We start from the raw sequence: 13876 nt of genomic DNA, 5'->3' as shown, positions 1-13876 counted from the left end.
TATTTAGTGCAATATGAATATTAGGAAAAATATATGTCAAAACTAAGTATGCAATCAATGTTTGATCCTGCGCTAGTTAAGCCAGCCATTGCAGATTCATTTAAAAAACTATCACCACAAACTCAGTGGCGCAACCCAGTGATGTTTGTAGTATATCTGGGCAGCATTCTTACCACCTTATTAATGTTGCAAGCGTTACTCTACAAGGGAGATGCTCCAGTTGGATTTATTGCGTTAGTGACCTTATGGTTATGGTTCACAGTGTTATTTGCTAATTTCGCAGAAGCCATAGCAGAGGGTCGCAGTAAAGCTCAAGCAGCCAGCTTAAGAAGCTCGAAAAAGAATGTAGTCGCTAAAAAGTTGCAGGGTGAAGCACGGGATTCTGCGGTGACACTTACAGACAGCAATAGCTTACGCAAAGGCGACATACTATTGATAGAGGCTGGGGATATGATTCCAGCCGATGGTGAAGTCATTGATGGTATCGCATCAGTTAACGAAGCTGCAATTACAGGAGAGTCTGCGCCAGTCATCCGCGAGTCAGGCGGTGATTTCAGCGCCGTTACTGGCGGTACACAAGTATTATCTGATTGGATAGTTGTCAGGGTAAGCGTCAATCCTGGTGAGGCATTTCTGGACCGCATGATTGCCATGGTAGAAGGCGCGAAACGTCAAAAAACACCTAATGAAATTGCGCTGACGATTTTATTGGTTGCTCTGACCATTGTATTTCTATTGGTTACTGTTAGCTTGCTCCCTTTTTCAATATTTAGTGTTAGTGCAGCTGGCGCTGGTGCTGCACCTAGTATTACCGTACTTGTATCTTTATTGGTCTGTCTAATTCCTACAACTATTGCTGGACTACTCTCAGCCATTGGCGTTGCAGGGATGAGCCGCATGATGCAGGCTAACGTAATTGCTACTTCAGGTCGTGCAGTAGAGGCTGCAGGCGATGTTAACGTATTGTTGCTCGACAAAACAGGTACAATCACTTTGGGTAATCGTCAGGCTTCAGCCTTTATTCCAGCAGTGGGTATTACTGAAAATGCATTAGCCGATGCCGTTCAGCTTGCTTCTTTGGCGGATGAAACGCCAGAAGGCCGCAGTATCGTGATATTAGCAAAGAACCGCTTCAATATTCGTGAACGTGATATTCATTCCTTAGGTGCTACGTTCGTGCAATTTTCAGCACAAACCAGAATGAGTGGCGTCAATTTACAAGGTGCTGATAATCAAATTCGTCAAATACGTAAAGGTGCTGCAAGCGCAATCAAACTACATGTCGAAGCTTTAGGTGGGACATTCTCAGCTGACATTTCACATAAAGTAGATGATGTTGCGCGTCGTGGTAGCACTCCATTGGTGGTGTCTGATGGAAATGTGGTGCTAGGCGTAGTGGAACTCAAGGATATTGTAAAAGGCGGTATCAAAGAGCGCTTTGCTGAGTTACGCAATATGGGCATTCAAACCATTATGATTACTGGCGATAATCGTCTAACTGCTGCCGCTATTGCTGCAGAAGCAGGTGTAGATGACTTTTTAGCGGAAGCCACCCCAGAAGCTAAATTGAAACTAATTCGTGATCATCAAGCAGAGGGAAAGCTTGTCGCTATGACAGGTGATGGCACAAACGACGCGCCAGCACTTGCGCAGGCAGACGTTGCTGTTGCCATGAATACTGGCACGCAAGCAGCAAAAGAAGCGGGGAATATGGTGGATTTAGATTCCAATCCAACCAAGCTGATTGAAATCGTTGAAATCGGTAAACAAATGTTGATGACGCGCGGTTCACTCACCACATTTAGTATCGCCAATGATGTTGCCAAGTATTTTGCCATCATTCCAGCTGCATTTGCCAGTACATACCCACAACTGAATACGCTGAATATTATGCATTTGTCGAGTCCAAATTCAGCGATTCTGTCAGCGGTTATTTTTAATGCACTGATCATTATCTTCTTAATTCCTCTTGCTTTAAAAGGTGTACCTTACAGAGCTGTTGGCGCTCAGCAACTATTACGCAGAAACTTGTTGATTTATGGCCTAGGCGGCTTGGTCGTACCTTTCATTGGCATCAAAATCATTGATGTCGTACTTACAATTGTTGGATTTGCTTAAGGATACATTATGAAACTCCTATTAAAACAATCATTGAGACCTGCTGTAGTGCTTTTCATTTTACTCAGCATTATTACTGGCATAGCTTATCCGTTAGCCACCACAGTATTAGGAAAATGGCTATTACCACAACAAGCGAATGGCTCATTAATTGAAAGTGAAGGTAAGCTTATTGGCTCATCATTAATTGGACAAAACTTTACTGAGGCCAAATATTTTTGGGGACGTCCTTCAGCCACAGGGCCATATCCTAATAATGCTACGGCTTCCTCTGGCTCAAACCAAGGACCATTAAATCCAGCATTGGCAGACGCTGTTAAAAGTAGAGTAAGTGCATTGAAAGCAGCTAATCCAAATAATGCTCTTCCAGTACCCGTCGATTTAGTGACCGCTTCTGCGAGTGGTTTAGATCCGCACATTAGTCCCGCAGCGGCCGCGTATCAAGCATCACGAGTCGCAAAAGAGAGAGGGTTAAGCGTTACCAGTGTACAAGCATTGATTGATGACAATACAGAAGGACGCCAATGGGGTGTTCTAGGTGAGCCACGCGTAAATGTGTTAAAGCTTAATATGGCTCTGGACAAAAATGCTGCGAAAAAGTCAGATAAATCATCAGTCTGAATAACCTTTGTAGCTAAATGAAAGGTTCAACACTTATGCATTTACAGCATCTTCTACAACTAACATATAATCCTTAACTATGGTTGATACTCGTCCCGATCCAGATCAGTTGCTGGACAAAATCAATAAAGAGGCCGAAAAACAAAAAAACGGCCGCTTAAAGATATTTTTTGGCGCTTGTGCTGGCGTTGGTAAAACATTTGCGATGTTGGCTGCTGCACGTAGCCTCCGTCTGCAGGGTGTGGATGTCATTGTCGGTATTGTTGAAACGCATGGTCGCAATGAGACAGCGTCACAAATATCTGGTTTGGATGTCTTGCCACTCAAAAAGCTTGAGTATCGTGGTCGCGAGTTAAGTGAATTTGATCTTGATGCAGCGCTTTTGCGTAAACCTAGACTCATTTTAGTCGATGAACTTGCACACTCAAATGTAGAGGGTTCACGCCATCCTAAACGGTGGCAAGATATAGAAGAATTATTGTCAGTGGGCATCGATGTATACACGACGCTCAACGTACAGCATCTTGAAAGCCTCAATGATGTAGTGGGGCAAATCACTGGCATCCGCGTTAATGAGACTATTCCAGATAAAGTTGTTGAATTGCATTAATAACTGACCCACCAATTGCATTTAAAATTGACCCACCCTTAGCTGTTAATTTAGCATAAATTTATTGGGTTGGTATCTTGATGTCTCTCTCCTTTTGACTGTGTGCAGTACTGTGTTTATAGCGGAAGCTATCATTGCCTGTTTCAACAATATGGCATCGATGCGTTAAGCGATCTAATAATGCCGTTGTCATCTTTTGATCTCCAAAGACATTACCCCATTCAGCAAAGCCTAAATTAGTCGTGATAATGACGCTGGTATGTTCATACAACTTACTCAGTAGATGAAACAACAAAGCACCACCTGCTTGGCTGAATGGTAAATATCCCAGTTCATCTAAAATTACTAGATCTACATACATCAGCCTAAACGCCAATTGTCCTTGTTTGCCAGCAGCCTTCTCTAACTCTAATGTGTTGACCAATTCAATCGTAGAGAAGAAACGTACACGTTTTAGATGATGCTCAATCGCTTGAACACCAATGGCTGTAGCTAAGTGGGTTTTACCTGTACCAGGTCCTCCAATCAGTACCACATTCTGCGCATCTTCAGTAAAGGCACACCGGTGCAATTGCTTAATTAAAGGTTCGTTTGCTGAACTCTGGCTAAAATCAAAACCAGTCAGGTCACGATAGACTGGAAACTTCGCAATCTTGACTTGATAGTTAATTGAACGTATCTCTCGTTCTGCTATTTCAGCTTTTAACAGGCTGCCTAATATGAGTTGGGCTGATTCGTAGCTAGGTACGCCTTGTTGATGAAGCTCATCTGCCGCTTGTGCCATGCCATACAGCTTTAATCCTTTTAAAGTGGTCATCATCACCTCATGCTGCATGACGCACCTCCCTTAAGCCATCGTAACGTTCAACATTTGCGATAGGCTCTTCATTCAATGACAAACGTTGCGGCGTATCTGCTAATGGCGGCGGCGCAGGACTGATCATTCGCCTTAATATATTAAGGATGTTCGGTTTAGACGCTACGCCTAATGCCAATGACTCTTCAATCGCAGCGAGTACTTGTGCCTGATCATAATGCAATACCAGCGACAGTACTTCGACCATCTCTCTGTCACCTCCAGCTCTTTTTAATAACTTGGTTTGCAGTTGCTTGAATGCCTCAGGCAATGCCGTAAATGGTGCGCCATTACGTAAGGCACCAGGTTTACGCTGCAATACACTCAAGTAGTGCTGCCATTCATAACACGTCACGCTACTGCGATGATGACGATTGATGATGCGTTTGTGTTCAGCAATGACAGCCATTTCTGACACCATGGTTAAGTGATCTGCATAGACACGTAAACTCACATGTCGATTAGCAAAAGAGGCTGGCACACTGTAACGATTTCGTTCAAAGTTGACTAAGCAAGTTGGTGTGACACGCTTGGTGTACTCCACAAAGCCATCAAAGGATTGAGGCACGGGCATTAGCATCTGGCGCTCCAATTCCCAAACATCTGCAATGGTTTGTTGTCTATCTTCCGGATGGGTGATTTGCTGCCATAAGGCCATACAGCTTTCGGTCAGCCAATCGTTCAGCGTTTCCAAACTGGCAAATGGTGGCGCTTGATGCCACAGCCGATGTCGTGCATCCTGCACATTCTTCTCAACTTGGCCTTTCTCCCAACCAGAGGCTGGATTGCAGAACTCAGCTTCAAACAGGTAATGACTGGTCATGGCTTTAAACCTTGCATTCACGGTGCGTTGTTTACCACGGCCAACCTTATCAATTGCAGTGCGCATGTTGTCGTAGATGCCGCGCTTAGGAACGCCACCTAAGCATAAGAATGCGCGATGATGTGCATCGAACAACATCTCATGGGTTTGTAGTGGATAAGCCCGCAAGTAAAAGGCGCGACTGTGAGCAAGTTTGAAATGGGCAACCTGTAGTTTCGTGCGCTCGTTGCCGATGATAGCCCAGTCCTCGCTCCAATCGAACTGAAAGGCTTCACCAGGGGCGAATGTCAGAGGAATGAAAGCACCGCGACCGATGGTGCCAGCCAGTTGCTGTTGCTGCAGTCGCCATTGCTTGGCATAGGCGACCACGCGGTCATAAGAACCAAGGTAACCCAGCTTGACTAAGTCATGATAGAGCTGCTTTACGCTACGCCGTTCTTTACGCCCGCGATTGGATTCGGTTTTAAGCCATTGCTGCAGCTTGTCTAGATAGGGACTTAATTTGCTGACACGTCCTTGCCCCATATATTGAGGGATAACAATGTCATTGCGCAGGTATTTCTTGATGGTGTTGCGAGATAAGCCAGTCCTTTTAGCAATCTCACGAATCGACATTTGATCACGCAAATGCCAGCGTCTGATTACACTTAATAGTTCCACGGTGATCACTCCCATTCTCCTGCTCATAGCTTGAGCAGAATAGTATCGGTACGTGGGTCAATTTCTAGTGCAATTTATATCGTTAGGTGGGTCAATTCTGAGTGCAATTCAACAAGATACGGTTATAAAGATCCGATAGGTGTGCCAGTAACCAACTCAACTTTCTATTGTTAGCCTAAATAATTAACTACAAAAGGGTAACTGTAAACTTTGAAGGATTTCTCCATTTTGCGAGTTCTGCACAAATATTACAGCCCCTGCATTTCGGCCTTTCCATTCAGGCTTTAAGGTAATGCTTTTTGAGAATTCTTTTTTATTGTTGAATTGGTAAGCTCCCAATAAATCACGAACTACATAATCATGCTTTAGTTCGCGACCGTTATTTTCACCTGCATTGATGTTGCTTATTAGTTTATTCTCGTAAATCGCAATATAAATTTCAGAATGCTTGGAGTCTTCTAATTGGAATACCTGTGCAGTAGCTTTTATTGAAATTTCACCGTTTACTTGATTAGTCGTATCTAGTGTCAAGTTCGCACGCGATGGTTGCTTTAAACTGTTTTCAACAATTTGATTTAAACGTGAATCATTCCAACCTCTAAAATCTTGCCCATTAAAACTAAACTGCGGTGTATAAACAAAACTTGAACCGCTAAATGCAACATTTCTATTTTGACGGGCACTAAATTCTGGCTTTGAAAACTTATCTTTCCAGCCAATATAGTTCCAATAATCTACATGAAATGCCAATGGCACAACTTTATCAGCACTTAACTTCATGTTACTCAGCCACTTGTCAGCCGGAGGACAACTACTGCAGCCCTCCGAAGTATATAGCTCAAGCAAAGGCACTCTTGTGGCACCACTTTTAGTGGAACATTCTGCTGCAACAAGAGCTGTTGGTACAATTGATAAAATTAAAGGAATTAGGAAATTCCAAATGGTTTTGGATTTACTACTACGTTTTAGAAACATAACTTCGCATCCTAGTTAAATAAGAGTTAGTCGTTGTAGTTACTCAAAACTTACGAGAGAAATCAACTATTTATACCGCACAATGGTTCAATCAAACGATAAGTGACTGCTCAGGCGAGCCAATATTCGCATTTCGACAACTTACTTATATTGATATGTAGATAACTACAGCACGAAGCCCGTATCTAAATGAGAGTAAATCATTAAATTCAATATCGTGTGGTAATAGAAATTAACCAATCTGGCGATGCTTTTACAATTAAAGCTTCGAATTGTTTATCTAATCCAGAAATAATCAAAAGTCCTACAAGTAATAAAATGACTCCAAGGATGCGTTTACCAACCTTACCCGCGGTAAATAATTTACTTCTGACCTTCATCATGGCTTGTCTTGAGAGTGAGCCTAGTAAAATTAGTGGTAAGCCTGCGCCTAGGCCAAATATTGCCATAACCAATGTAACGTGCAGCAAGTTAGCGCCTTGGCTGGCTAAAGTGATCGTTGCGCCTAAAACGGGGCCTACACATGGACTCCATACAATTCCTAACAACAATCCCAGAATAAATTGGCCAGATAATGAGTCTGTAGATACTTTGCTTAATAAATTATTTCCAGACCCGCTAATGCCAGCAGTAACACTAGCAAATTTCTCCTGCAAAGTCCCTGAAAGTAATACCACACCAAATGTGATTAAGAGTAGGGCCGCAATCGTTCTAAACACTTCTTGATCTATGCCAATTGAGGCGCCAATTGTGGCAATAAAGACCCCTACTGCGGTGAATGAAATCGCCAATCCAAATGCTAGGGCATAGGGACCATATTTATGCGTATTGAGTGCAGTACCCACAATTATGGGGACCAGAGGTAAAACACATGGGGATAAGATAGACAGTATCCCAGCCAAGAAACTCAATCCATAAACACCAAAATCAGCAATCATGATTAGCAATCCTTATATTTATTTAGATAGCATTCTGAATTAACTTTTCTATGCTTGCGGGTGAAGTGTCTCCAGTGCTGCGCCCCATCTCTTTCGACCCTTTATAAACAATTAACGTACTTTGCTTACTCACATTAAATGCTTTTAACGCGTCTTTTTGGCTATCAAAATCCACACGTAATGCGTTAATGGATTGATATTCTTTCTTTTTGAGCAACATATCCACAATGGGTGCTTGCGCCCGACAAGTAGGGCACCAAGGTGCATGCACTTCGACCAAGATAGATTTACCTTCTTTTTGTAATTGATTAAAACCTGAATGAGTAAAAGCGGCAGGTTCTGCAAATGCTGTCACAGCAACTATAAGGCTAGATGCTAACAATAATGATTTAAGTAAGGCTTTCATAATGAACTCCGATGATTGAATGTGCTCATTAGTCGCAAATGAAGATGGTTCCTTACAAATCTTGTAGAGAAATAATTTCGTGAAACTATTAACTAAATAAAATGAAAGTTTTTGTAAGGGATTAAAAGTTATTCCGACTAAATGTTGCGTGGCACATGATGAATCTATTTTGTGTTAATTCACGTATTTAGATCGTCTACCTTTCTAAACGTTAATTTTGACTTTAGATGGTGGATTTTTATAATAAACTCGGAAGGAAATATCATGTCTATTGAAACATCTAAAGCTCGCCGCGGTGCAATGTTAGCGCTTGGCGCCGCAGCACTTATCTTAGCGGGTTGTGCAGCAACTGGTGCAGGCACCAATACCGCTGCCAACAGCACTGTCGGTGCATGTGTAGGCGTAAACTCATGTAAGGGCACGAGTGATTGCAAAACTGCAGGCAATTCATGTAAAGGTCAAAATGCTTGTAAAACAGCTACCAATGCTTGTAAAGGCCAAGGTTCTTGCAAAAGTGCTGCAAATTCTTGTAAAGGTCAAAACGAGTGTAAAGGTCAGGGTCACTTAGCATTAACTGGCGCTGATTGTGATGCGAAAGGCGGTCATTTAGTTTGATGGTCTGATAAATTGAGTATGGGTATGGCGACATGCCCATGCTAACTTTAGCAGCTTATTAGAACTTCACACCATTATTAGAGATTTACATGCGTAATAATCTACCGTCATTAGGCTTTGGTCTCGGTTTACGAACTGAGCATTACAACGAAATTTTAGATTCCAAGCCAAATATTGATTGGTTCGAAGCGCTATCTGAAAATTATATGATACCTGGTGGTTTACCACTTAATTTTTTAGACCGTATTCGCGCAGATTACCCAGTAGTCATGCATGGAGTATCTTTATCAATTGGTTCTACAGAGCCATTCGACAAAACGTATTTAAAAGATTTAAAAAAGTTAGCCGATAGAATTCAACCAGCTTGGATTTCTGATCACCTATGCTGGACAGGCGTGCATGGTCAAAATATACACGACTTATTGCCATTGCCTTACACCGAAGAAACTGCAAAACACGTAGCCGAACGCGTGAACACTGTACAAGATTACTTAGGCCGTCAGATTTTGCTAGAGAACGTCTCTAGTTACGCCAGTTACGTTGATTCCACTATGACTGAGTGGGAGTTCATCTCGCTGATTTGTGAGCAAACCGATTGCTTACTGCTCTTAGACGTCAACAATATTTACGTCAGCAGCTATAACCACAATTTTGATGCCAAAGACTTTATTGATGGCGTTCCTCAACATAGAGTCCAGCAAATTCACTTGGCTGGGCACCAAAATAATGGCGACTACATTATTGATACGCATGATGCACCCGTCATAGACCCTGTGTGGGATTTATACGGTTATGCAATTTCTAAGCTGGGCGAGGTTTCTACCATGATAGAGCGTGATGACAACATGCCAGAATTAGAAGTGCTAGTGCAAGAGCTACAAATCGCACGTAATCTATCAGCCAACATACTAAGAGCAGCAGCATGAGCCAGTTAGCCAAACTTCAAGCTGATTTTCAAGCCTATTTATTAGATGATGCTAAAAGCTCGAGCTTTATCAAGGCGGTGATTGACGACAAAAAAGTAAGTGCGAAGAAGCGGCTGAGTATTTACCACGATGCCTATCGGCTTCGCATTGTAGAGGCACTGGCAACGGCCTATCCTCAACTAAAAGCATTGTTAGGTGACTTGTTGTTTAACAAGATTGCCCGTGAATATATTACGGCCTACCCTTCTACTTACAGAAACTTACGTTGGTATGGTGGTGAGATGCGAGAGCACTTACTCACCACCCTAGCGCAACACCCAATCGCCGCTGAGGTGGCAGACTTTGAGTGGGCATTATCACTTGCTTTTGATGCGGAAAACGTGCCTGAATTAACTCTACAAGAACTCTCTACAATTCCGCCAGAAAACTGGGACACGCTAAGTTTTAGATTTCAACCAGCAGTTAAAGTAGTTCGTACCCGTTGGAATACCATAAGGATTTGGCAAGCGTTAGAGGCAGAAGAAATTCCCCCCAAATCAGCGCAAGAAAGCAGTTATCAATCTTGGCTAATCTGGCGAAAAAATTTCAACTCACAATTTAGGCAGATAACAGAAATGGAAGTTATCGCCTTAAATATGGCAGTGATGGGGGCAACTTTTGGTGAAATTTGCGCCAGCCTAGAAGTCGAGATGGATTATGAGCAAGCCATGGCAACTGCTGCACAATATCTAGCTGGCTGGTTAGAAAATGGGTTGATTTCTAACGTGGTATTGATTAGTTTTATAAATTAACATAATTTTTATAACAACTGAATGGCCGAAATGGGTCGCGAGCTCTCATATGAAAAGTCTGCTTTTGAGAAGTCAAAAGTCAGATAGCACGAATCAATGAGATCAGCCATCAAGAGGCATCCGCTTGCGTAGATCAATAGCAGATTGCAAAAAATCACTCAGCTATGGGCAGTGTATTAATTGCGTTGTAAAAAAACAACATTGTAACTAAGTTGTATTAGCTGCCCTAAGTTTAGTCAGTATAATAATTCCACAAAAAACAATAATGGGAAATTATTATGATTAATAATAAATTAAAAGCAATTTCAGCTGCTACAGTTTTGGCTTGTTTAGGTATGCAATCTGCAATGGCAGATACCTTCAACTTTCAGTTTACTGGCAATGGGGCTACCGCAACTGGCTCTTTCACTACTTCCGACACCACAACAGGCACTCTCGCAGGTTCATTTAGCGCTAGCTTTGCTAATTTATCTGCATTAAATGTTGTTGTCGCTGGTGCGTCAGCTGGTAATGGCACATTCTCGTTAGCTAATTTTAATAACATTTACTTTCAATCTAATGGTGCTTTAAACTTTACAACGAATCTAGTTGGTCAAGCTCATCTTACAGACTTCAATTTATTTGGAACCGGTGCGCCAGCTCCAGTCGGAGTTACTTATTTCACACTTAGGACAGATGATTTCAGTGGCGTGGATATGACCCTGAGCTGTTTCTATTTGCAGGGAACAGGCAATCTTTGCGGAAACACATCGACTTTCGTTTCCGTTTCTACCCCAAACAGTTTAGGCGCAGCAATTGTTCTTGACACCGCACCACTTGGTTTAAGCATTCCAATTGCGATGCTAACAGCACTCACACCTGCACAGCAAACTAACGCCCTTCAACACATAGCGCCAAATTCAAGCCGTGCATTAGCTGTAGCTTCGAGGCAAACGGTTAGCGGCTCATTAGATAGTGTGGCATCGCGTATTGAAAACATTCGTGAGCAGGGCTACGTCGTTGGGATGGCTGATGATTTAAATCAGGGAAGAATTATGGTTGCTACCAACGGTGATACTTCGGGTTTACTTGATGTGGAAAATACCAATTACAATAAACACGGCTTCTGGATGAAAGGTTTTGGTGCGCACGACAACCAAGATCAAAAAAGCGGTTATGCTGGTTACAGCAGTAATACTTGGGGTACTGCATTCGGTGTAGATACGCTCTTAGAAAATAACTGGTTAGTTGGTGGTGCATTTACTTATGCCCGTACTGGCGTCAATATGGATGATTTCCGAAGTGGTGATGACACAACTATTAAAACCTACCAAGCGACTGTTTACACTAGTCACGATTTTGGAAAGTGGTATTTAGACGGTATGTTAGCTTATGCTAAACAAAAGTTTAATGGTAGCCGAGACACAACACTTACAGGTATTGCTAATAGTAATTTTGATGGTGACCAAGTCGCAGCACGGATTAATGTAGGCTTGCCAATTGCGCTAAAGAATTCAATTACTTTAACCCCAATGGCGGGCTTGGAATGGAATCATCTGAAACAAGATGGTTATACAGAAACGGGAGCTGGTGCGTTGTCTATGAACGTACAAGGCGAAACCGCTAACCGAGTGCGTAGTGTATTCGGTGCTAAATTGTCGACTCAAAAAGATCTTGCAAGCGGGTTGACCATACTTCCATCAGTACATGCTAATTGGCGTCATGATTTTAATAGCAATGGCATTGATACTACGTCTACATTTACAGGTGGTGGTGCAGCATTTAGCACTCCAGGTCAGGAGCTTGCTAGTAACTCCTATAACATTGGAGCCGCTATCGCTTTCCAAAAAACTAAGAATTTTACTTTCAGTGTAAATCTTGATGGCGAAAAAGCTTCTGGTTATAACGCTGTGTCTGGTCAAGTGGTTGGGTTATGGAAATTCTAACTTTAACTTTCTAGTGAGTTATAAAAAGGTCGCTTTTGCGGCCTTTTTCTTATGCTGATTTTTCCTAAAAGCTTAAGTAGACTCATCAGACATTTGTACTAAGTGTTTCTCAAAAAGATAACCTCTATGTTAGGTTTACGTAAGTCCGCTTCGCGCCCTGAGTCACTCCGTCAAGTTATTTTTGCATTTTCCGACAGGTTTGTTAGTAAGGGTGAACCTCTGCGTCGTAGCGAGTTTAAATAAATAGACTCGTCATAAGGTATTCTTGATTCCCAGCAACGATAGAGGATTCTAATCCACTTAAATGCCAAGGCTCGAACTGCAACACGGTGAGAACAGCCTTTGTTACGCTGCTGCTGATAGTAAGCGCCAGCCCAGAACGATCTAGGAATGGTAGAACCTGCCCATTCCACAAAGGTCTGTCTTAAAAATGTTGGACAGGCGATACGCCAATGTACCCAGCACTTGTTACCGCTGCGCTCGACCACTGGCGCGACACCAGAATATCGCTGGATCTGCGCTGCATTGGTATATCGATCACGCTCCTCACCAAAGGCAACCAATAGTCTAGGCGCCATGATATGTCCCGCACCAGGTAAAGCGGCAAACAAATCATAATCTGGCAGGCTTTTAGCAATCTGATCGATTTCAGTATCGAAATGGTCGATGGCTAGTAATAGAGCGCGTAATTGTTCAACCATCGCTTGTACGACCATCTGATAGGGCCGAATCACGGCTTCGTCATCTGTCAACGCAGTTGCAGATCGAATCCCCTGAATACGTCTTTCAATGAGATAAGCACGGCGTACATTGTGCTGGTGGAAGAATGATTCGAGCGTGGATTGTCTTGCCTGTTTAACCTGCTTGAGGGTTGGCCAGCGGCTCAGAAAGTCACAGAATATCAAGGTATCTTTATGCTCGAACCAGTCCAATGCTTGCGGGTAGTATTGCTTAAGTGCGTTGGTTAAACGATTGGTGATGCTTATCACGTCATTCACTAAAGTACGTCGTTCTTCGACGAGTCTGGACAAGATGCGCATAGGCGAACTTTGCAACTGGATAGGATCCAGCTTGTCTGGGTGACGCAGCAATATCTCCAGTGCCATTTCAGCATCCGTTGGGTCGTCTTTGGCATGGCTGGGGACGAAGGCTTCTCGGTATTTGGCAAGTGTAGACGGGTGTACTGGAAATATCTCCAGAAACGGACACCGCTGCAGCGCATAAACCAAGGGGCCTTTGGATAACTCAAGGCAGATCGCAATTGGTCCATCAAAGCGATCATGCAAGGCCTTTGCCCATAAGGCAATGGCTTCAGGCGTATGGTCAAAGGTTCCGAATTCCCGTTGTTCTGCACCAGCAGCTAGTAAACAGAAATCATGCTTCTTGTCGGCCCAATCAATGCCAATAAAAGCAGTAAAAGAATGTGTAGATTGCGTCTTCATAATCATCTCCACTAGTGGTAGATTATCAATATGGACATGCATGCTGGGTTTTGCGAAGCCAATATAGCGAGCCGGTTGTGCGGCGAGCCCTGAGTATTCGTTAATAAACCCAAGCGCACCTGCGGACTCGAAGCCAAAGCGGAAAACATCGAGTGTTAGGGTCGAATATT

At 42.9% G+C, this 13876-nt stretch carries 12 protein-coding genes and 1 pseudogene; 7 read left to right on the top strand and 6 right to left on the bottom strand.

Annotation, left to right across the window (positions count from 1 at the left end; translation table 11 throughout):
* Window positions 1–33: 33 nt before the first annotated feature.
* The 3 genes and pseudogenes from kdpB to M301_RS10495 form a co-directional block, all read left to right on the top strand.
* Window positions 34–2118: a potassium-transporting ATPase subunit KdpB gene (gene kdpB, locus M301_RS10505; protein ID WP_013148756.1), complete on the top strand. Its 2085-nt coding sequence runs from the start codon at window positions 34–36 to the stop codon at window positions 2116–2118.
* 9 nt (window positions 2119–2127) lie between these two features.
* Complete coding sequence (gene kdpC / locus M301_RS10500) at window positions 2128–2739, top strand: potassium-transporting ATPase subunit KdpC (RefSeq protein ID WP_013148755.1); 612 nt, start codon at window positions 2128–2130, stop codon at window positions 2737–2739.
* A 79-nt stretch (window positions 2740–2818) separates the two neighbouring features.
* Window positions 2819–3340 (top strand): annotated as a pseudogene (locus M301_RS10495) (histidine kinase); the annotation flags it as partial.
* Window positions 3341–3410: 70 nt separating this feature from the next.
* Here M301_RS10495 and istB read toward each other — a convergent pair.
* The 5 genes from istB to M301_RS10470 form a co-directional block, all read right to left on the bottom strand.
* On the bottom strand, window positions 3411–4184 hold the full coding sequence (gene istB, locus M301_RS10490) for an IS21-like element helper ATPase IstB (protein ID WP_013146712.1): 774 nt from the start codon (window positions 4182–4184) through the stop codon (window positions 3411–3413).
* Entirely contained in the window at window positions 4174–5697 is a 1524-nt protein-coding gene (gene istA, locus M301_RS10485) for an IS21 family transposase (protein WP_041359551.1), read from the bottom strand. Before istA ends, istB begins: the two co-directional genes overlap by 11 nt.
* A gap of 174 nt (window positions 5698–5871) precedes the next feature.
* Entirely contained in the window at window positions 5872–6663 is a 792-nt protein-coding gene (locus tag M301_RS10480; protein WP_013148753.1) for a DUF1223 domain-containing protein, read from the bottom strand.
* 209 nt (window positions 6664–6872) lie between these two features.
* The gene (locus tag M301_RS10475; protein ID WP_013148752.1) at window positions 6873–7601 is read right to left on the bottom strand and encodes a cytochrome c biogenesis CcdA family protein; all 729 of its coding nucleotides are present in this window, start codon (window positions 7599–7601) and stop codon (window positions 6873–6875) included.
* A gap of 22 nt (window positions 7602–7623) precedes the next feature.
* On the bottom strand, window positions 7624–8007 hold the full coding sequence (locus M301_RS10470) for a thioredoxin family protein (RefSeq protein WP_013148751.1): 384 nt from the start codon (window positions 8005–8007) through the stop codon (window positions 7624–7626).
* Window positions 8008–8271: 264 nt separating this feature from the next.
* Here M301_RS10470 and bufA2 point away from each other — a divergent pair, with 264 nt between their 5' ends.
* From bufA2 to M301_RS10450, 4 genes are all read left to right on the top strand, one after another.
* Window positions 8272–8622, top strand: coding sequence for a BufA2 family periplasmic bufferin-type metallophore (gene bufA2 / locus M301_RS10465; protein ID WP_013148750.1), 351 nt, complete (start codon window positions 8272–8274; stop codon window positions 8620–8622).
* A gap of 89 nt (window positions 8623–8711) precedes the next feature.
* A complete protein-coding gene (gene bufB, locus M301_RS10460) occupies window positions 8712–9548 on the top strand; it encodes an MNIO family bufferin maturase (RefSeq protein WP_013148749.1) in 837 nt (278 codons plus the stop codon).
* On the top strand, window positions 9545–10339 hold the full coding sequence (locus tag M301_RS10455) for an HvfC/BufC N-terminal domain-containing protein (protein WP_013148748.1): 795 nt from the start codon (window positions 9545–9547) through the stop codon (window positions 10337–10339). Before bufB ends, M301_RS10455 begins: the two co-directional genes overlap by 4 nt.
* Before the next feature lie 278 nt (window positions 10340–10617).
* Window positions 10618–12264, top strand: a complete 1647-nt coding sequence (locus M301_RS10450; RefSeq protein ID WP_013148747.1) for an autotransporter family protein — start codon at window positions 10618–10620, stop codon at window positions 12262–12264.
* A gap of 170 nt (window positions 12265–12434) precedes the next feature.
* Here the strand turns inward: M301_RS10450 and M301_RS10445 are convergent, their stop codons facing one another.
* Complete coding sequence (locus tag M301_RS10445) at window positions 12435–13706, bottom strand: IS110 family RNA-guided transposase (protein WP_041360024.1); 1272 nt, start codon at window positions 13704–13706, stop codon at window positions 12435–12437.
* Between the last annotated feature and the right edge of the window lie 170 nt (window positions 13707–13876).

The sequence above is a fragment of the Methylotenera versatilis 301 genome, from assembly GCF_000093025.1.
Lineage (GTDB): Bacteria > Pseudomonadota > Gammaproteobacteria > Burkholderiales > Methylophilaceae > Methylotenera > Methylotenera versatilis.
This window is presented reverse-complemented; position numbering and strand designations above follow the sequence as displayed.